This window comes from Teredinibacter waterburyi (genome assembly GCF_001922985.1).
In the GTDB taxonomy this organism is placed as follows: domain Bacteria; phylum Pseudomonadota; class Gammaproteobacteria; order Pseudomonadales; family Cellvibrionaceae; genus Teredinibacter; species Teredinibacter waterburyi.
This window is the reverse complement of the sequence record NZ_MRUH01000168.1, coordinates 261,070-282,247: the sequence shown is the minus strand read 5'-3', so window position 1 is coordinate 282,247 and position 21,178 is coordinate 261,070. Positions and strand designations below refer to the sequence as shown.

Genomic DNA, 21,178 nt, shown 5'->3' with positions numbered 1-21,178 from the left:
GGGGTGAGAGTGTAACATGTTCGACGTAAATGCTAACAGTTCTTATCTAGAGCTCAGATCAAGAACATCCACTCGAAACAACCTTATATAAGGTCTTTCTATATAAGATCTCCCTTGCTTTACGTGAACGGTCAAAATAAAGCTCATGCTCAAGACGCTATTTAGAGCTTTATTAACCTTGTTCATTCTGTGGTCGCAATCGATCACCGAGATTACAACACTCAGCGTGATGATCTTAGGCCGAATTTACGCTTTTTCAACCCTCAGCACTGACATTTCTATCGAAACAGGGATCGAGTTAACGACCAAGCTCACATCAGAAGACACATTTCACGGTCAACAGTTCAGCAATTGGGTCAAAGACAACAACGAAAGACTAGGTAAAATCACCGAGCTAGGCAAATCTCGAACAAATAACAACCAATTCGGCCATATAACCAACTTTATGTTTCAGGCCGACAAAAGCGGTATAAATATAACAAATCCCGCATTGACATCAAAATCAACATCTGCACGTTACCAAATAGAACACACTTGTTACCCTTGGTACCTTTGTTACCCAAGACGGGGCCCCGTAACAACCCCGAGACAGAAAGTAACGAATTTAAATGCTTTTTTATAATAACGAAATAGTCGAAAAGTCATATCTGGTTGATTTATATAACAAAAACAAAGTTGGCACGAGACATGCTCTGTTAAGCGATACAATAACAACAATAAAGAATAATAAGAAAAGACTAAATAGCGAATAACAACAATAAATAATAAAAACAAAAGTAAACAAACATAATAACAACAACAAATAATAAGAAAGTTAAGCGTATAAAACTGACTTGTGTGCCTTTGGAGAGGTGTTGCTTTAAACAGCAAAGAATATCGGACAAGGAAGTGTCCGACTGAGTTCAAAAAACTTAGTTCGACGCAGCCGAAAAAAAACGATAATAAAAACTAAAATATTTGTAACGGGAAAGCCAAGGCTTTCCCGTTTTAGTTTTAGAGCAACAAGATTACCCAAACGCTTACCGTCACAAGCCTTTTCAGCCCCCGAGAAAGAATCTTCAAGGGCTTCACAGTAGATGTGTTAGACTGGCTGCCATTCCCTACACCCCAACCACCGCAATCACGCCAAAACCATGTTAAAACGGCTGCTACAAATAAATAAAAACCTGTCTGAAAAACTGTTCGACAAAGGTGCTTCTACGCCTACACAGAACGCCAAAGTCATCGGTGAAAGCGATCACGGCATCAATCGTGCCGATGTCAGTCGAAACGCCATCAGCGTAATTGAACAGCTGCAGCAAGCTGGCCATAGTGCCTATCTGGTCGGCGGTGGGGTGCGCGATTTACTCCTAGGCAGCAAGCCAAAGGATTTCGATGTGGCAACAAGTGCCACGCCGGAGCAGGTTAGTGAAATCTTTCGACGGTCGCGAATTGTTGGTAAGCGTTTTCGCATCGTCCACGTGCGGTTTGGGCGAGAAATTATTGAGGTTACCACTTTTCGCGCCAACCACACCCAATCCGAAGGCGAGGGTGACGCTAAACAGTCCGAGCACGGGATATTGCTGCGCGACAATGTTTATGGCGACTTAAAGTCCGATGCTGAGCGTCGTGATTTCACCATTAACGCCCTCTATTACGACCCAACGACCCGCGAGCTTTTAGAGTTCAGTTCCGGCTTAGAAGACTTACAAAAACGTACACTGCGCATTATTGGCGACCCAGAAGCTCGCTACAAAGAAGACCCTGTAAGATTACTTCGGGCAGTCCGATTCGCCGCAAAACTCGGTTTCTCGATCGAAGCCGCAACCGAACACCCCATTCGAGAACATGCTGACTACCTCAGCCATATTCCGTCAGCACGCTTATTTGAAGAGGTCTTGAAGCTGTTTTTATCCGGTTCAGCGACCGCTACTCTTACCAATCTGCGCGACTATCACTTGTTTCAATACCTATTTCCGAGCACCGATTACTGCATGGAAAACGGCAGTGATTTTGATCGGGAAATCGTTTTTAGCGCCACCGTAAATACCGACAAACGCATTCGCCAAGGCAAACGCGTTACCCCAGCATTTATTTATGCGGCATTCCTCTGGCCCGCACTGCAAGCTAGCATGCGCCATTTGATGCACGACAAAAAGCTATCGGCGCTCGAAGCCCTAGGCCAAGCCTCACAAGGTATTATTAGCCAGCAGCTGTCCTACACAGCAATCCCCAAGCGCTTTCTAGTACCCATGCGCGAAATCTGGGACTTGCAATTACGTCTTCCAAAGCGCGAAGGAAAGCGAGCATTCGCAAGCTTGGAGCACCCCCGCTTTCGAGCCGCCTACGACTTTATTCTCCTGCGTGAACAAGCCGGTGAAAATATTGAAGGGCTCGGCGATTGGTGGACCAAGTTCCAAACGGCGGACGAAGAAACTAGGCAGTCCATGATTACGGATCTCGGACGCGGTCAGCCTCGACAAAAGCGCCGCCGCAGTCGACGTGGCCGCCGCGGCGGTCAGAATGCCTCAGCCAATACCGGCAACGCCGGAAATAGCCCTACCGATAGCGGTAACAGTGGTGGAGAAGGCTCCAGTCCTAGCAGCTAACGCAGCTTTAGGTACAAGACCACTCTACAGAGTCGCGGAGCAGAGGTAGACCAAGTCTAGATGAACGAAAATCACGCCACAAACACACAGCGCTCGGCGATTAAACACGCCCTCGCTAATAACACCGCCGCCACCGCCTTCATAGGTCTTGGCAGTAATCAGCAACACCCTCAACTTCAAGTCATCCGCGCCTGTACCAGCCTAGCCCTGCACCCCCAAATTCAGCTTCTCGCCGTATCGCCATGGTATAGCAGTAAAGCGGTGGGACCAGAGCAACCGGACTACATCAATGGCGCAGTCAAAATTTGCACCTCGCTTGCCCCGGAGCCTCTGCTCGACGCTTTACAGACGATCGAGAATCAACAGGGTAGGGTTCGCACCCAACACTGGGGGCCGCGCACGCTCGACTTAGATTTGCTACTCTACGGCGAACAAACCATCAATAGCGAACGCCTAAAGGTACCTCATCCCTATTTAGCGGAGAGAAACTTTGTGTTACAACCGCTGCTGGCCATTGAACCCAGCCTGCATCTACCCGATGGGCGTGCAATCAACACAATTGCGTGGCAAATCGGTACCGAAAACTTATTTCAGCTGTAACTTTGGGAGTTCCAATTGAACGAGGACATGGCGGACAAACGCTGGCAACTAGATTTAACCGGTAAAAAAATTCCACGCTATATCGCCGTGGAAGGCCCTATCGGAGTCGGCAAAACCACCTTAACCAAACAATTAGCGCAAACCTTCAACTACGAGACACTGCTCGAACGCGCAGAAGAAAATCCGTTTTTGGAGCGTTTCTATGCCGATGAAAAAAATTCGGCGCTGCCCACTCAACTGTTTTTTTTGTTTCAGCGTATGCAGCAAATTAATGACCTACGCCAAGACGATATGTTTGAGCCAGTGCGTGTCGCCGACTTTTTAATTCAAAAAGACAAGTTGTTTGCCGAAGTAACTCTGGACGACCACGAACTGCGACTCTATCAACAGGTGTACGACCACCTAACCATAGATGCGCCAGCACCAGATCTGGTTATCTATTTACAAGCTCCCGCACAGGTACTTTTAGAGCGTATCCAACAGCGCGGCATCACCTCCGAACGCAGTATCGATGCAACCTATCTAACCGAGCTCAACGATGCCTATACCCGGTTTTTTCACTACTACGATGCGTCACCACTTTTAATCATTAATGCCGCCGAAATAGATTGGGTTAACAACCCAAACGATTACCGCAACCTTGTCAATTACATGCTCGATATTACTCGCGGTCGCCATTACTACAATCCGCAACCGGCGATTGATTTCTAAGCCGAACGTCAACCTTGCAAGACACTTAATAACATCGCGCTAGGCTCTGCATAGCGCAAGGAACAAACACTATGGTCTATGTTGGTAACACCGAAGCACTGGCAAAGCCGATCACCATTAATACTCTGGCAGCGAAAAAACGCGCTGGGGAAAAATTCATTACCGTTGCACTTTACGATGCCCCTATGGCCGCCATGGCGGAAAAGGTTGGCGTAGAAGTGGTCTTAGTTGGCGACAGCCTAGGTATGACCGTACTTGGCTATCCCAGTACCATACCAGTGACAATGGAACAGATGATTTATCACATCGAAGCCGTCCATCGCGGTAACAAGCGATCACTCATTATTGGTGATTTGCCCTTTATGACCTACGCCACTGAAGAGCAAGCGCTGCACAATGCGGCGCGAGTTATGCGTGCCGGCGCCAACATGGTGAAGCTAGAGGGCGGCGCATGGCTCGCCAATACCGTTCGCATGTTAAGTGAACGCGGTATCCCCGTATGCGCGCACCTTGGCTTAACACCCCAGTCGGTTAATAAATTTGGCGGCTTTCGGGTTCAAGGCCGAGCTCAGGAACACGCAGATCAAATTTTAGACGATGCTAAACGTCTCACCGACGCAGGTGCAGACCTTCTCGTTCTCGAATGTGTCCCCGCTAAGCTAGCAAAAGCCATAACCGAGGCCATTGCCATCCCCACCATCGGCATTGGCGCTGGCCGCGACACCGACGCGCAAGTTCTGGTCATTAACGACATCCTTGGGTTAACTGAATCGCCGCCCAAATTCGCCAAGAATTTTCTTATTGAAGCAGGGGATATTCCAGGCGCGCTGCGAAAATACGCCGATGATGTTAAGTCCGGCGTTTTCCCAGAGGACAGCCACATTTTTAATTAGCCAAAACTGTAACGCTTGCGGGCTGTGACATTAGCTCGCGACCCAAGCACGTCTCCAGAACGGCTTATGTAAACACCACATTTCCCTAGGTACATTTTTGTGATCGCTGTAACCTAGGGTAACATTACGGCCGATAGTGAATTCACTCGATATACGGATCCCAACTATGCAAAAGTTACCAGAAACCCTACGCGACAATGTCCGCCTACTAGGCGAACTTTTAGGCGAAAACATTCTAGAACACGAAGGGCATAAGCTGTTTCGCAAAATTGAAGAAATTCGTGCCTTATCTAAATCGCTCGCGCAGCAATCAGTCGTTGGAAACGCTAGCATTGACTACAAACCGTTAGTCGAAGCCCTCAGCCGTTTAGAAGACAAAGACATACTACCTATCGCACGCGCGTTCAATCAGTTTCTGAATCTTGCCAACATCGCCGACCAGCAATATTTTTACGGACCAGAAGCGCGCAAAACCGACACGTTGGAACCCGTGCTGAACGAATTGACGGCCGACCTCGGCAAAGACGACATGTTCCAACTCATGAACAAGTTACGCATCGATCTCGTGCTAACCGCCCACCCGACAGAGGTCTCGCGACGCACCTTAATCCGCAAATATGAACGACTCGCAGACGTTTTATCCGAATTAAAACGCAGCGACCTATTCGAGCACGAGGTTGCCCAGCTCAACGCCGAGCTGTACCGCGTTATCGAAGAGATTTGGCACACCGATGAAATTCGAGCAGAGCGACCTACCGCGGTAGACGAAGCGAAGTGGGGGTTTGCCGTTATTGAAAATAGTCTCTGGCACGCCGTGCCGGACTTTATCCGCCACCTCGACACCGCTTGCTGTCGCCAGCTCGGCAAAGCACTACCTCTAGAAATCCAACCATTCCAATTCTTCTCTTGGATGGGCGGAGACAGAGATGGCAACCCCAATGTTACCCACGAGGTAACAGAAGAAGTTATTTTACTGGGGCGCTGGAAGGCCGCCGATCTCTACCTGCAAGACTTACAGATTCTGGCCGGCGATTTGAGTATGCACAGCGCCAGTAGTGAGCTGATTGACGCCGTAGGCTTCACTAGCCGCACCCCCTACCGCGAATTCCTCCACGGCTTGCGCGGCCGCCTTCAAGCTACGCTCGACTGGGCCGATGCGCGTATTTTAAATCCGAAGCTGCCCGAGCCAGCCGAGATCATCCACACTATTGAAGATCTTTTACAACCGCTGCTTTTGTGTCACCGCTCACTTACTGAAGTCGGTTTGCCGCATATCGCCAACGGCGCACTTACCGATATTATTCGCCGCGTACGCGCTTTTGGTATCAACCTAGTCCCCCTCGATATTCGCCAAGATGGCGACCGTCACGTACAGGTGTTGGACGAACTCACGAATTATCTAGATCTAGGAAGCTATCGCGAGTGGGATGAGGATGCCCGACAGGCGTTTTTGCTAGAGCAGCTCACCAGCAAGCGCCCGCTTTTGCCAGCCAAATGGCCACTAACTAAAGATTCCGCCGAGGTGATCGACACCTGCCGTGTTATCGCAGCTCAGCCCGAGGAAACGCTGTCTCACTACGTGATTTCCATGGCCAAGCAACCTTCCGACGTATTGGCCGTAGCCCTATTGCTGAAAGAGTGCGGTGTTACTTGGAACATGCCAATTGTCCCCCTATTCGAAACCCTAGACGATCTCGACCGTGCGCCACGCGTGATGAACCAGCTCTGGCAAAACCACTGGTATCAAGGTTATATCGACGGCGAGCAAACCGTCATGATCGGATATTCCGACTCAGCCAAGGATGCCGGTAAATTCGCGGCAACTTGGGCGCAGTACAAGTCGCAAGAAAAACTGGTGAGTCTGTCGGAACAGCACGGCGTCGAGCTCTTCCTGTTTCACGGTCGCGGCGGCACCGTTGGCCGTGGCGGTGGTCCAGTTGAAAAAGCCATGGCATCACAGCCACCCGGTTCCGTTAAGGGCCGTATTCGCGTTACCGAACAGGGCGAGATGATCCGCTATAAATTCGGCCTGCCACGCGTTGCCTTCAGTAGCCTCAGCAACTATGTAGCAGCTACTTTACGGGCCACAGTTACACCGGCACCGGCACCCTCCGAACCTTGGCGTGCGCTTATCGAAGATATGGCCCAAGCGAGTCTCAAGGCCTATCGAGATATTGTGCGCGGCAACGAGATGTTCGTGCCCTACTTCCGCAGCCTGACTCCCGAGCAAGAGTTAAACAAGCTCGCACTTGGCTCCCGCCCAGCTAAGCGAAAAGCTACCGGCGGCGTCGAAAGCCTGCGTGCTATTCCTTGGGTATTTGCCTGGATGCAAGTGCGGCTAAACCTGCCCGGTTGGTTGGGCACCCGCCAAGCCTTAGCCTACGGGCTTGAACACGACCCCAAAACACTGGAAGACATGTTCAACAACTGGCCATTTTTTAGCAGTTTTATCGACTTGCTAGAGATGGTGCTAGGCAAAGCCGACACTGCTATTTGCGCGCACTACGAACAACAGTTGGTCGACCCACAACTACACAGCTTGGGTAAACAACTACGTGAAGACTTGGAAGCACTGGCGGTGCAGATAAACACCATGAAAAACCAGAACGACCTACTCGATACCACGCCAATGCTGCAGCAGTCCATCGACGTTCGCAAACCCTATATCGACCCTCTCAACTACCTGCAAGCAGAGCTACTTAAGCGTGAGCGTAAGTCTGGAGAAATCGGCCCAGAGTTAGAACAGGCCTTGAAAGTAACCATGACGGGTATCGCCGCGGGTATGCGTAATACCGGTTAAGCCGGTTTACCCACGACACGCAAGGGGTTAATAATTCAGTATCTATTTGTTCCACGAGGGAATAGGCAATACAATGCCGACCTCCCTTGGGCGCAAACCTCTGGAATTTTGCCCCTGCTAAGGCATGGCCGCCATTTAGAGCTTTAGCGAAGTAACAGCTATAGCTCGACCAAACAGCAAGAAAAGACTGTAAATGTTTGACGAAATCCCTCTGACACGCCCGGCCACGCCGCTGCTCGACACCATAAACAGCCCTGCGGACCTGCGTTTACTCGAAGAAAAGCAGCTCAAGCAGCTCGCTGAAGAATTGCGCGCGTTCCTACTGTTTAGCGTAGGTCAAACCGGCGGTCACTTTGGTGCTGGACTTGGGGTCGTCGAACTCACCATTGCCTTGCACTATGTTATGAACACCCCCGACGATCGCTTGGTCTGGGATGTAGGCCACCAAACCTACCCCCACAAAATCCTTACTGGTCGTCGCGAGCAACTCAGTTCGATTCGTCAATTAGACGGCTTAGCCGGTTTCCCAAAACGCGGCGAAAGTGACTACGATACATTTGGCGTAGGCCATTCCAGTACCTCTATCAGCGCCGCACTCGGCATGGCACTTGGCAGTCAACACAGTGAGATTGCTCGCAAAACCGTGGCCGTTATCGGCGATGGAGCCATGACCGCAGGGATGGCGTTTGAAGCACTCAACCACGCCGCCCATACCGGTGCCGATATGCTGGTGGTGCTAAATGACAACAATATGTCCATATCGAAAAATGTGGGCGGCCTAGCCAATTATTTTTCGAAGATTTGGGCCAGTAAAACCTATACCGCGCTGCGCGAAGGCAGTAAGCGGGTGTTAACCAAGATTCCTCAGGCATGGGAATTGGCCCGTAAAACCGAAGAACACATGAAAGGCATGGTGTCGCCCGGCACCTTGTTTGAAGAACTTGGCTTCTACTACGTTGGCCCTATCGACGGCCACGACCTGCCACGCTTAGTTCACGATATTGGCAATATGCTAGAAATCAAAGGTCCGAAGCTTCTGCATATCATCACCCGTAAAGGGAAAGGTTTTGCGCCGGCAGAACTCGATCCCGTGGGTTATCACGCACTCAATAAAATTGAGCCAAAAACCAACAAGCCAACGCCACCAGCCGGCATCAAAAAGCAAAAGTATCAAGACGTTTTTGGCGAGTGGCTCTGTGATATGGCCGAGTCCGATAACAAGCTCATCGCCATTACCCCCGCCATGTGCGAGGGCTCTGGCATGGTCGAATTTGCCAACCGCTTCCCCGAGCGCTTTCACGATGTTGCGATTGCCGAACAGCACGCGGTAACACTCGCCGCTGGCCTTGCCTGCGAGCAGACCAAGCCCGTAGTAGCCATTTATTCAACCTTTTTACAGCGCGCCTACGACCAGCTTATTCACGACGTAGCACTGCAAAACCTCGACGTTACCTTTGCAATCGACCGCGCCGGCCTCGTTGGCGAAGACGGCCCGACACACGCCGGCAGCTTCGATATATCCTTTTTGCGTTGCCTGCCAAAAATGATTTTGGCTACACCCAGCGACGAACACGAATGTCGGCAACTGCTGTTTAGTGCTTATAACCACCCAGGTCCTGCGGCTGTGCGCTACCCGCGCGGCACGGGTACTGGAGCCGAAATCGAACTGCACGATTTAAAATGGGCGGTCGGCGAAGGCCAGATGCTGCGCGGCGGTAAGCGCCTGTGTATTTTAAATTTTGGCGTACTCTTGCCAGAAGCTCGCGCCATCGCCGACAAATATAATTACAGCCTCTGTGATATGCGCTGGGCGAAACCTCTAGATCTCAAACTCATCGAGACTATGGCGGCAAATCACGACTACTTGGTAACCCTAGAAGAGAATGCCGTGGCCGGCGGCGCTGGTGTAGGTGTAATGGAGTACCTCGCGACTCAAGGCTTAGCCAAACCTCTGCTCCCCATCGGCTTACCCGATGCCTATTACGACCACGGTAAGCGACCTCAACTGTTGGCCCAAGCTGGACTAGACCAAGCCTCAATAGACGCTAACATTCAACGCTGGCTAAACAAGCTCACCAACAGCGGCAACGTTACTCAAAACTTTTCCGCTACCACCACATAGCGCAGCGGGCCTCCCGGCACCAGCGCTGCAAATGGGTAGCAAGTAATCAAGTGCAGCTGATCTCTCTGAGAATCTATTTGCCAATCTCCCAAACGGCTGTCGTGTACCTCAGTCGCAACGACTTTATAGCGATGCCAATTGCCGCCGCCATCTTGAAGCTGTAACAGCTCACCCAATTTAATCGACGCCAAAAAGCTAAAATGGGTATCGCGATGACCACCTAGAACTGTGGTGCCACTCGCGCCTATCGACGCCGACCCCTGCACACGACCAGGCCCAAACGCGAGGCTCTCTCCCTGCGCGCCTTCCAACACATAAAAGCTTTGTTGTTGATAGCGCAACTGTGCCACCGGCCAAGTATCTGCCCAGGGCCAAGGGCGCTGCGGCCGAAATGATGGGCTGGATGGAGCGATATCGTGCTCCGTTCCTTCAAAGTGATACTGCAAACTGCGCTGCCACGCTTGGGCAATCAGTTGCTGAGCCAACTGCGCCTTCGCCAAGATATAAAGCGACTGACCGCTAAAGCTTAAGCCGGCAATGATTAGCAGCAGATAAACCCAACCGCCTTTCTCTGCGAGCCTCGGCAAACTCAAAGCCAACCCCCTCAAGTTCGATCCGTTAGAACTACAAGCGTGCAGCGGGACAAAAAGCGGTAAAGTGCAGCGGCAATAAAACACAGTACACCTACAAGTGCGTACAACCACCTTGGCGTCGCCGTCTTAGGGTAAGAAACTGTCTGCAGCTGTTGCCCTCGGGCAACAAGATTAGCGACCGGCGAGCTTACTAGACGATTATCGAACGGCCTTGCCACGGCTTTTTCTTGCGCTACAAAACTGGTGTACGCGGTAACTAAACGATGCCGCAAGCCCAGTGCGACAACCTCGCGGCGCACTTCGTCAGGGTTACGTCCTGCAATTTTTTCGTCTTCTAAAGCCGAAATTTTCGCGCGCGCCCACAGGCTCGCAATCCCCGGGTTTTGCGGCAACGTCTGTAATTCATCTAGATTAAATTCGCGTGCCCAATGTTCACCTCCAGCAACGCCAGAGTTATCGCCACCCCCAACAGCAGTGGCAAACCCGCCGGTCAATTTGACCACTCCATTGACCGCATCGAGTTTGGCCACCGCAACCAAAGGTTCACCGGCATAGAGATCCGGAATTTTGTTTGGCCACATTTCTGCTGAGGTCGGCCACTCTAAATGAAAGTTACTGCCAATAGCTGAATCCAGCTTGGCAAACAACTCGTCCATTTTTTTCGACACTTCGTGGTTATTACCGATATAGGTAAAAGTACCGCGACCAAATTGCGCCGCCTTGCGCATAAAATAGCTGTTCGGAGCCGAGCCGATCCCCACAGTAAACAAGCGGCTGTTATTTAACTTTTGTTGAATGCGGGCAAACAGTTCCGTTTCATTGCCAACGGCGCCATCGGTAATAAATATAATTTGCTGTAGCTGTGAGCTATCGTTTTGCATTTGCGACAGCGCTGCATCCAAGGCTGGTAACATTTCCGTGCCGCCATCCGCTTGCAATCGATCCACCCAGCGTTGCGCTTCGGCAACCGTATAGCTATCGGCCGGCTGTAATTGTGCAAACAAGCTCGAATAGCTGGAATCAAATTCAATAATATTAAAGCGATCTTCTGGTCCTAGTTGTTGCAAGGCTCGCTTTAAACCCGCGCGCGCTTGTTGCATTGAAGTTCCAGCCATTGAGCCAGAGGTATCTAAAATAAAAATTAAATCCCGCGGCAAAGCAGCGTTGCGTTTAAATTCCGCCGCTGTGGTTTGCGTTGGAGGAACTAGCATCAGCAATAAGTAATCTTCATTATCTAGCGTCTCCCGAAAGAGGGCTGCCGCCGGCGTATCGTTGTTGGCGCTGCGCCACTGCAACACAAAGTCTCTATCCATGCTTTCGGCACCAGCCGCGAGTGCAATACTGTGCCCCTGTGAATCTTTGTTTACCGCTATTTGATGATAAGGCGATTCGATTTTTGCCAGCGGAATGCCCGCCGCTAAATGAATATCAATAGAGATTGGATTATCCGGCAGGCCTTTTTTTGGCACGACCAAATTGCGCATAAACGGCGATATACGATCGGCATCTGACACCTGTGTTGTCGGTAGAGACCAGCCGAGTTTGTTGATACTGATTGTCGAATTTTGTTCGTGCCCAGCCGCAAGAAATGGGCCTGGCATATAGCGGGGTGTAAGTGTTGTCGGTAGGCGCCAACTAAATTGGCCAGCGCTATAGCCAATTTGTTCAACGTAACGCAACTGCACCGCGAGCGTTTCGCCAGGGGCAATATTGGCAACTTTTTGAGTGAACAGGTTAGGCCGCTCCTGATCGAGCAGAGCGGCTTTTTTACCCGCGGTTTTTGCCGCTTGATAAATGCGCTGCGCTTCGCGCTTCTCTTTTATTTCGCCAACAATTTTGCGTTCACCAATTTGAATTTCCATATAGTTTATCGCCGCGTTTTCCGGCAAAGGGAATACATATACGGCTTCTTGCCACTGATCACTTTCATTCACAAATGTTTGCTGATACCACACCTCCGCGACCAAACCACTAACCGTAACTGTGGCACTGGTCTGAATATGAATAGCGTTTGTAAATTGGTTTTCGTCCTGCACAAATAGAAGTTGACCAGCTTCTGGGTGATAACGATTGGCATTGCCGGAGTTTATTTCGTCGGCCCTAGCTGGCGCGGCAACGAGAATATTTAACAGTAAGGCGATAAGGCTGAGCACGAGCCAACCCGCGCCCTGAGACCAGAGTGTTTCTAAATGGCGACCGAGATCGCGACGGCGAATATTAAACATGATTTTTCTCCTAATCGCCTAGTGAGTGAGGCGCTAGAAGAATTACAACAAAGAATGGTGTCGCCGCTTGGCCGCAACACTGTCGAGCTAGGGATCAATTGTGGCAAAAAATGGCAGCACCCCAGCGAAGACTACTCTTGTCGCCAAAATGCTATTTGTTTGCGAACAATCTACTTAGGGTGCCGGTTTAGTGGCTAGCTTAGCTTGAGTTAAAAGTTTAGCCTGAGCTTTATCTAGCAAAGCGCCGGCATAGTTCATGATATGGAAAATCACATTTTGCTCATGACTGCCGGAAACCAAATAAGCCGCAGGGCCGCGCGCATAGATGCCCACATCTTCGCCGCCATGTGTTTCAGCCACCAAGGGCACAAGTGCCTGCTGGTGGTAGTCAGGGCTAGTGGTATCGACGTCGGTTAAGTCGATGCGCTCACCATTGTTATGTGTTTTAAATGCGGTTCGACCATTGGCATAGCTGAGTGTGGTGTAAGGCTTGCCGTCGGCGGCATTTTCCAGCTGTGGCTTGCCCTCAAGATTACCGTTGTGAACCTTACCTAAAATAGGGTTACCCCGTTTCGGGTAGCCGGCCATGGTGAGAACATGGCTGTGATCGGCGGTAACAATGATCAAGGTATCGCGCTCGTCTGTTAAGGCTGCCGCAGCAGCCACGGCCCGAGACAGTTCAACCGTGTCATTAAGCGCTTGGTAGGCATTGCCATCGTGATGTGCATGATCAATACGGGCAGCTTCCACCATCAAGAAGTAGCCGCCGGGTTCTGCCGCTAATCGCCTAATAGCGGCCTCAGTCATTGCCGTAAGGCTGGGTTGACCTGTGCCGCCAGACGCCTGTGCCGCCGCGTAGGCCATGTGAGAATCACTAAATAACCCCAACATTTTTTCCGGTTGAGTCGCTGAAGCAGCCGTAAATTCCTCCCGATTGTCGACAAACACACCATTTGGGTTTTGTGCCAGCCATTCGGCAATCAAGTTGCGACCATCGCGGCGTTCGCCTCGACCGGCTTTGCCACTGGCTAAACGCGTCTCGCCAAGGGGAAGAAACTTGCTTAAACCTCCACCCAAGATTACCTCTGGGCCGTCGATATAATTCAAATCCCATTGACGTGGGGAGCCATTTACTTCAGCGCCTGTGAGCGCACGCCGCCTCACTAATGAGCGTATTCGGCTTGGGTACTCAACCAGTTGTTGGGCGATATCAGTGCAATTAAAGCCCGGTTCGGCGGTGGGCATTCTGGCGTCGCTCTCCCAGTCTCGATTGGCACTTTTCGCATAGGCCCCTGCTGGTGTCGCGTGGGTAATACGGGCGGTAGATACAATGCCCGTGGCCAAACCGGCGAATTCGGCGATATCGAGTAAACTAAATAACTCGTTGCCGCGACTGCTATCGCAGTTACCACGGATAACCTCGTCGTTGATATTCAACACCCCCGCCTTGGTTTTAACCCCCGCCATAAGCGCGGTAATAGTGCCGGCGGAATCGGGCGTTTGCATATCGGTGTTGTAGGTTCTGGCAAGGCCAGTATAGGGAAACAGGTCAAACGCTAGCTCGTATTCTTCACCGCTTTGCCCGAGCTGTTGCCCAGCATAAATACGCGCGGCGGTAACCGTGCTGATACCCATGCCGTCTCCCACAAACAAGATAATATTGCGCGCCCGACCATAGTCATCGCGGCCTTCGCGGCGAACCGCACGCTGCACCTTGTCGGCCGCGGCGTTATACCAACTGGCAGCGACGGGAGGGTATTCGGTTAACCATGGGGGGCTCTTCTCAACTGCACGATTAATACTCGGCGAGACCTCGTCATCAATACGCATACCGGCTTCACTAAGCTTTAAATGCAGTTTTTCATCACGATCAGACGTATCGATACCACTCACGACACTAGCATCGGCCGCATCCGAACCCTCGCCAAGCTCTGGCCGGCCATCACTACAACTGGCAACTGACACACAGAGTAACAACGCTAATGCGCTTGAATAAAACCACATAAACGGCCTCGCAAAAAAATGACAACCACAAGAGTGGCTAGTTATTTAACAAAGATAAGGGCTAGGTAAGCGTATTAAGACTAGCCAGAAGCAGGAAGGCAGTATGCAATCTGATGAAGAAATAAAAAACCCCCGCCTCTTACGAGAGCGGGGGCAAAGACTTGTGAATTCCTGTGCTGGATGACTATCGGTTACAGGGCATCAAAAATGCGCGCGCAGTATAGCCCTCGATGACTGGCATTTAAAAGGTTATTTTCATTTGTTTGCAAATAACGATATTTTGCGCCGTTAATACTTGCCCCTAAGTAGCACTCGGCTTGCCGCGCTAGGTTCAATTCCTCTATAGTTCGTGTCGCTATTAGCTTTAGCGGGTCATCAAATTTATACCTGCTATTCTTGGCCAAAAGATTCTAATTCATCTCCATTCACTGCTCTCTTAGGTTTGCCCATGTCTCGCCAATTTCCCGCCACGCGTTTACGTCGCAATCGCTTCGCCGAATTTTCTCGCCGCTTAGTTCGCGAAACCGAGCTATCTGCCAGCGATTTTATCTACCCCATTTTTATTCTCGAAGGGGAAAATCGGCGTGAAGAGATCGCCAGTATGCCCGGCCAATTCCGATTAAGTTTGGACGAGCTAGAAAAGGAAGTAGAGCAGTTGGTGGCCTTGCGAATACCCGCGATCGCACTCTTCCCAAATATCGACAGCTCGGTGAAAACACCCATGGGCGAGGCGGCGTTCGACAGTGACGGCTTAGTGCCACGCGCTGTACGTCGAATAAAACAGCGTTTCCCAGAGATGGGGATAATTTGTGATGGAGCCCTCGACCCCTATACCACTCACGGCCAAGACGGCATTATCGATGATAATGGCTATGTGCTTAACGACGCGACCATCGTCGCGCTACAAAGGCAGGCATTGGTGTGCGCTGAAGCGGGTGCCGATGTGATCGCGCCGTCCGATATGATGGATGGCCGCGTTGGCGCTATTCGCGCGAATTTGGATCAAGCCGGCTTTATTAACACGCAAATTATGGCCTATTCCGCCAAGTATGCATCTGGCTATTACGGCCCGTTTCGCGATGCAGTCGGTTCTGCTGGTAACCTTGGCAAGGGCAATAAATTTACCTACCAAATGGATCCAGCCAACAGCGACGAAGCGTTACACGAAGTGCGCATGGACATAGAAGAGGGAGCCGATATGGTGATGGTAAAGCCTGGGATGCCGTATCTGGATATTGTTCGCCGCGTTAAAGATGAGTTTGGCGTACCCACATTTGCCTATCAGGTGAGCGGCGAATACAGCATGCATAAAATGGCGATTGCCGCAGGAATACTCGGTGAGAACGTTATTCTCGAATCGCTACTGTGCATCAAGCGCGCCGGCGCAAACGGTATTTTGACCTACTTCGCCAAGGATGCAGCTCGTCTACTACAGCGCGGCGAGTCCAACTAGGCCCATTAACTACAACAGATTAACGGCCGCCAGCTAACGTCAAGTTCACCTGCGATTTTTGCAGAGAGCAATTGTGTAAAATGGAGCTACGCGAAATACACAATTGAGCGTCGCAAAAATTGTCAGGTACAGCTTTTTGTTATGTTTATATTTTTATATAACTGTATCCTTGTTTTTGCAACTCTAATATCCTCAGAACTCCGCCTTGCTTCAACTGAACGACACCACCAATTAGTATGTCAGGTCTTAGATTGTTTTTGAGCATTGATGTACTGCAAGCACCTATAATAACTCCCTTACTTAACAGGCCTTCGAATTCAGTACTTAAATCACCATCTTTAGCCAAGCGAATTATTGCTGAACTATGTATTACCACTTCAATCTGATTTTCTGGATTTGATTTCAATAGTTCCTGTACGCTTGATATTAGAACGCCAGCCTTTTCTCTCTCATTCAAGTGATATACCACTTTTAACGTATCGCCTAATAAGGCGCTGCTATACATGAAAAGACATATACTAAAAAATATTTTCTTCATCTAACTGCTCCTCAAACCAACAACACTAATACAGGCTGCTCAAATCGGCACCTGCAGCCTGCTCTACCTGTGCATTTGCCTTCTCTTTAAGCTTGCCCGCATCGAGCCACAGAATAGGATTGTCGACTGGCGTTTTGGGCGGCAACTGCGGGTTTACTAATGGGAATACTTTGCGCTCTGCCAAATTAGCCTTACTGATCACATCTTTAATTTGCGGGTAACTAAAGAAAAATTCATCGAATGCACCCGCCTCTATGGCGCGAATTAACGTCGCCTCCAGATCGATTGCCAGTGCGCGGTTATCTCGTCCGGTAAATAGGTAGTAAGGCATTTTGTAAACCAGTAATAACTTTTCCTCAACCGTCAGCTGCAGCTCCGGGCGCAACTGGAGTTCCTGCCAAGGTTCTTGCACGCCACGGGGAAAGGCATCAAAACGACCGCCTTCAACCATATGAAACAAGCCGCCATATTTCGTTGCCACAGTAACTTTAAGGTCGTTAGCTTCAAGAATCTCGACATCGCTCCAGCCCCGGCCCTGACCGAGACTAAACCGCTGCAAGTCCAACAGGTTATCAACTTGGTCAAAACGGGATTGTAACGAGGGGTGAATAATAAACACGCGATGGCCGAGTAAACCTTTATAGAGCGGCACGCGAATTGGGAGCAATTGTTCTTCGAGTTCGTTATTGGTAGCGGTCCACATTAAATCGAAGTTACCGCCTTTGATCTCTTCGATTAAACGAGGCACTGTAAAACTAATGCGCTGTAAATCTAGCTGGTAGTCCACATTGGAAAAAGGCAGCGCCATACGCAACAAAGCCACCACGTATTCGGCTGTTGGAGAATCTTCATAACTAATACGTAATACTTTCCGCTCTGCCCAAGCCGATGAGGCCAGAGCCACACTCAACACCAAGACACCACATCTCAACCACCGAATTGACAAAATCACGGCTCCTTAATCATTAACTGAAAAAAGCTAACTGAAGTCCAACTCATTGTGGATGAGATACAACGGCCTCATGAACAGCCCAAAGTCATTTTAGTGTAGTAGAGGATTGTAGAATTGGCGTATCAGTTCTCTATCGATTTCGCTCAAAGGGCCTACTCTGAGTACCAGCCGCCGTCGTCTTTACGGCGTATAAAGAGGGTCGAATACCAATAAAAACGACCACCTCCCGCAGCGGCGGTGCAGGTATAGCGACTGCGTCCAGCAGACAGCGGGCGATTAGCTTTAGTGGTTAAACTACTGCCACCTAGCGCTACCGCAAGCTGACCCTGACCGCTAGCAAAGCACTGTGCCGCTCGCACCAGTCGCAATATTGGCGATTGCAGCTGCAATCGCGGCACAGTTACAGCCGGCGGCAATTCTGAGCCATTCAGTGGACGACCTGCTTCGTCGGACACTAAAACGTCAAGGAGCGGGAATGGTAGGCTCATCACCTTGTCGGCAAAATCCTGCGGGCGGCCATAGGGGCCACCGAAGACAAAACGAGGCAACAACTGTGGGCTACTATTCGCAGCTATTGGCCCGGATATCTGGGTAAAGCCCAGGTAACCCTTAGACTCCAGCAGTGCCACCAGTTCGTTGTTGTATTCGCCAAAGGGGTAGGCAAAAAACGGCGCCGCAGGGCCGCCGATCTCTTTGCGTATGCGCTGTTCGGTAAACTCGATTTCATGTGTCTGTCGAGCCAACCACTGCTTAGCTGACTCGCCATCTAAGCGCCGAATCATATGCTGATGGCTATCGCTGTGATTCGCGATGGTGGCGCCCTCAGCGGCCATCTCGCGAAGCTGCTTCCAACTGGCGTATTGAGGGTTCTTCTGATCGTGCGGTTTGCTGTTCACAAACACCGTAAACGGCCAGTTACGCGCTTTCAGCAACGGAAAAGCCTGCTCGTAAATAGAGCTATAGCCGTCGTCAAAGGTGATTACGGCGGTACGGTCTGGTAGGCTTCCGCTCGGTTTTGCGGCCTTCAATAAAGCCGGCAGCTCGGTAATCGCAATAACGCGAAAGTGCTGCTGCTCCAAAAACGCCAGGTGCTCGCGGAAACGCTCCGGTGTAATACTGGTCGCGGCTGGTGTTTCGTTATCGATATGGTGGTACTGCAGCACCACCAGTGCTTGCGCGTTGGACGCGAAACAGATCACCCCAAATAAAATAGACAATAAATACACAATCAAATGCTGCAAGAGTTGGCATCCTTCGACTAAACTAAACCGATAACATTTAACAAAAATGGTGGTAACAACCAAGAATGAATTGGCCTCCTGAAACTGGCGCAAGCCACACAATCGGCGCGACGATGCGCTGGTGTGCTAGCCTGTTGTGGATGCTTATAGCGCCATTTGCGCCCTCCACGTCATTTGCCGCACCGCCGACCACTGCCGTCACCACCTCGATCGCTCCCACTTTTCAGATTAAATTTTGGGTGGGTGGCATGAGTTCTTCTCTGCGTGACTATCAAGTGGAGTTAGTCGAAGCCGCGCTCAAACTGACTGACGCCGACTCCCCACCTTACTACATTAGTTACGATCATCGCCCCATGAGCGCCGAACGCTCAAAAATCGCCACCGAACGTGGCGAGTCGATACACGCCCACTTCTCCTCGGAGTGGCACGGCGATTTCGTCAATAAAAAAAACGTTTACCTGCTGGACTACCCATTCTTAAAAGACCGCTTAGGCCTGCGCAAATGTATTACCCTACGCAAAAAATTACCATTGCTTAGCAGTATCGATAGCCTAGAAAAACTGAAAACACTACGAATAGGCCAGCAAAGCGACTGGAGCGATATTATTGCCTACAGCAATCAAGGAATGGAGGTGGTCACAGCAGAAGACCTCCACAGCCTATTCGGTATGCTCGAACGTAATCGTTATGATTGTATGCCGATGAGCATACTGGAGATAGATCGTACCCTCGCCGATCAAATCGATGAACACCCCGAGCTGGTGGTTGCACCAGATCTCTATGTGTTTTACCCAATCTCGGTGTATTTGAGTGTTTCAAAAACTCAACCGCTGCTCTATCAACGATTAAAGTTCGGATTGGATCAGCTATTTGCCGACGGCACCGCCGCCATGCTCTTTAACAAGCACTACGGCAAGTTCAATACTGAGTTAAATACACCATCACCACGCGTATTCACCCTCACCAACCCATTACTACCGAGTCGAAAAAACAACTCTATTATCAATGCCTTTAACAATCGAAACCTATCCGACAACAAACAATAACGCGTTTTTCTAAGCCTACTCACTAGGTCAGCGTAAGGTTTTTCATCCAGCGGCGCACGCCGATACGGTGTCGAACAGGGATGAATTTGGCCACATCTTCCAAGTACATCAGTGTATAAATTGTTAGGAACGAAAACCCACCGAGAAAAATTGCCGCGGTGTAGATAGGAATCCCAATTACCCACATCACAATGGTATCGGTGATCAGGCAAAAGCGATTGTCCCCACCGGCGCGCAACACTCCAAGTATTCGAATCATATTCAACACTTTTACCCAGATAAGCAGGCTGAAAATAGCCAGCGTATCGGTTAACAGCTCCGCCGTAGCCGCATCGAGCTGATCAAAAATAGCGACTACCCAATGGCGCGACAACCACAGCCCCGCGCTAAGCGCGACTACCAAACCAAACGACAACTGATCAAAAAAGCGATGTAAACGCCAGGCTTCGTCTGTTTGGCTGCCCCCCAAGGCGCGGCCAATTAATACCGTAGAGGCATTTGAGATACCCACGAAAAGTGAGAAAAATAAGCTTTCGATGGGCACTATCACCCCCATTACAGCAAGCGCTTCAGTACCCGCATAGCCGGTCATAACATGGTAGGTGGCATTGCCGACCGCCCAGATAACATGGTTGATAACCAAGGGGGTCGCAAACCGGGTAAAGCGCAACAAGGCGTCTTTATCCAGCGCCGCTTTAAAGTGCTGTAAGCGCAAGGCGAAATGATGACTGCGCAGATATAACCACAACAGAATGCCAGCCAACTGTATTCCCCGTGCGATTAACGTCGCCCAAGCCGCGCCTTCGACCCCCATGGCCGGCATTCCCCAATGGCCAAAGATTAACGCGTAATTCAATACCACGTTTGCCGCAGTGGCTATGGCGCCCATTAGTAGCGGCAGGCCGGTATTGCCCATGGCCCGCAAGCCAGACTCGAACACCACCGACAGCAACGTCAGCAACACCACAAACGCAGTAATGCGCAAATAACTCGCGGTTAGCGCGACCACTTCTGGGTCTGGGTTGATCAAGGAAACTACAGTTTCGCCGCCCAATAAAAACAGCAGCGTGAAGGGGATCATACTGGCAACACCAACCATAACGGCCAGTGCCAGAGTGCGCTGGGTTGCAGCGAGATTGCCGGCACCGCTGTATTGCGCAACCAAAACACTCGCACCAGCGCCAATACCGGCCATCATGACCAAGAGTAAAAAATGTAACTTGGCGGAGAGACCCACCGCCGCAATCGCAACAGGGCCAAGCTCTCCTACCATCAATACATCCGCCATTCCCAATAGCGATTGCAGCATCATTTGCAGGGCGACAGGCAATGCCAACAACGCCACACTGCCCCACATACTCGGAGTGCTGCCACCGAAAAGGTCAGCTGTTTTTCGTTTAAAAAATGCGGTC

15 protein-coding genes are annotated in these 21,178 nt (G+C 50.5%); 8 read left to right on the top strand and 7 right to left on the bottom strand.

Annotated elements, in window-relative coordinates; genetic code table 11:
* The first annotated feature begins 1,133 nt into the window (after positions 1–1,133).
* From pcnB to dxs, 6 genes are all read left to right on the top strand, one after another.
* Entirely contained in the window at positions 1,134–2,588 is a 1,455-nt protein-coding gene (gene pcnB, locus IDZ20_RS15345) for a polynucleotide adenylyltransferase PcnB (protein ID WP_188152319.1), read from the top strand.
* 60 nt (positions 2,589–2,648) lie between these two features.
* Positions 2,649–3,188 carry a 2-amino-4-hydroxy-6-hydroxymethyldihydropteridine diphosphokinase gene (folK, locus tag IDZ20_RS15340; protein ID WP_188152318.1) on the top strand — a complete coding sequence of 180 codons (540 nt, stop codon included), beginning with the start codon at positions 2,649–2,651 and terminating at the stop codon, positions 3,186–3,188.
* 27 nt (positions 3,189–3,215) lie between these two features.
* Positions 3,216–3,899: a deoxynucleoside kinase gene (locus IDZ20_RS15335; RefSeq protein WP_188152359.1), complete on the top strand. Its 684-nt coding sequence runs from the start codon at positions 3,216–3,218 to the stop codon at positions 3,897–3,899.
* A 71-nt stretch (positions 3,900–3,970) separates the two neighbouring features.
* Positions 3,971–4,792: a 3-methyl-2-oxobutanoate hydroxymethyltransferase gene (panB, locus tag IDZ20_RS15330; RefSeq protein WP_188152317.1), complete on the top strand. Its 822-nt coding sequence runs from the start codon at positions 3,971–3,973 to the stop codon at positions 4,790–4,792.
* A 166-nt stretch (positions 4,793–4,958) separates the two neighbouring features.
* Positions 4,959–7,592: a phosphoenolpyruvate carboxylase gene (gene ppc, locus IDZ20_RS15325; protein ID WP_188152316.1), complete on the top strand. Its 2,634-nt coding sequence runs from the start codon at positions 4,959–4,961 to the stop codon at positions 7,590–7,592.
* A gap of 193 nt (positions 7,593–7,785) precedes the next feature.
* Positions 7,786–9,714, top strand: coding sequence for a 1-deoxy-D-xylulose-5-phosphate synthase (dxs, locus tag IDZ20_RS15320; protein ID WP_188152315.1), 1,929 nt, complete (start codon positions 7,786–7,788; stop codon positions 9,712–9,714).
* On the opposite strand, the gene IDZ20_RS15315 is transcribed toward dxs, so the two are convergent.
* The 3 genes from IDZ20_RS15315 to IDZ20_RS15305 form a co-directional block, all read right to left on the bottom strand.
* Positions 9,687–10,301 carry a class GN sortase gene (locus IDZ20_RS15315; protein WP_188152314.1) on the bottom strand — a complete coding sequence of 205 codons (615 nt, stop codon included), beginning with the start codon at positions 10,299–10,301 and terminating at the stop codon, positions 9,687–9,689. The two genes, dxs and IDZ20_RS15315, sit on opposite strands and share 28 nt — an antisense overlap.
* Positions 10,302–10,318: 17 nt before the next feature.
* Entirely contained in the window at positions 10,319–12,532 is a 2,214-nt protein-coding gene (locus IDZ20_RS15310) for a marine proteobacterial sortase target protein (protein WP_188152313.1), read from the bottom strand.
* A 174-nt stretch (positions 12,533–12,706) separates the two neighbouring features.
* A complete protein-coding gene (locus IDZ20_RS15305) occupies positions 12,707–14,536 on the bottom strand; it encodes an alkaline phosphatase (RefSeq protein ID WP_188152312.1) in 1,830 nt (609 codons plus the stop codon).
* Positions 14,537–14,984: 448 nt separating this feature from the next.
* Between IDZ20_RS15305 and hemB the strand changes: the two genes are divergently transcribed.
* Complete coding sequence (hemB, locus tag IDZ20_RS15300) at positions 14,985–15,989, top strand: porphobilinogen synthase (RefSeq protein WP_188152311.1); 1,005 nt, start codon at positions 14,985–14,987, stop codon at positions 15,987–15,989.
* 145 nt (positions 15,990–16,134) lie between these two features.
* On the opposite strand, the gene IDZ20_RS15295 is transcribed toward hemB, so the two are convergent.
* From IDZ20_RS15295 to IDZ20_RS15285, 3 genes are all read right to left on the bottom strand, one after another.
* Positions 16,135–16,527 (bottom strand): DsrE family protein, encoded by a 393-nt coding sequence (locus tag IDZ20_RS15295; protein ID WP_188152310.1) that lies wholly within the window; start codon positions 16,525–16,527, stop codon positions 16,135–16,137.
* 25 nt (positions 16,528–16,552) lie between these two features.
* Positions 16,553–17,473, bottom strand: a complete 921-nt coding sequence (locus IDZ20_RS15290) for a diguanylate cyclase (protein WP_188152309.1) — start codon at positions 17,471–17,473, stop codon at positions 16,553–16,555.
* Between the two features lie 158 nt (positions 17,474–17,631).
* Positions 17,632–18,720: a polysaccharide deacetylase family protein gene (locus IDZ20_RS15285; RefSeq protein WP_188152308.1), complete on the bottom strand. Its 1,089-nt coding sequence runs from the start codon at positions 18,718–18,720 to the stop codon at positions 17,632–17,634.
* A gap of 65 nt (positions 18,721–18,785) precedes the next feature.
* Here IDZ20_RS15285 and IDZ20_RS15280 point away from each other — a divergent pair, with 65 nt between their 5' ends.
* Positions 18,786–19,766 carry a type 2 periplasmic-binding domain-containing protein gene (locus tag IDZ20_RS15280; RefSeq protein WP_188152307.1) on the top strand — a complete coding sequence of 327 codons (981 nt, stop codon included), beginning with the start codon at positions 18,786–18,788 and terminating at the stop codon, positions 19,764–19,766.
* 22 nt (positions 19,767–19,788) lie between these two features.
* Here IDZ20_RS15280 and IDZ20_RS15275 read toward each other — a convergent pair whose 3' ends face one another.
* Complete coding sequence (locus IDZ20_RS15275; RefSeq protein WP_188152358.1) at positions 19,789–21,123, bottom strand: MATE family efflux transporter; 1,335 nt, start codon at positions 21,121–21,123, stop codon at positions 19,789–19,791.
* Positions 21,124–21,178 lie beyond the last annotated feature (55 nt).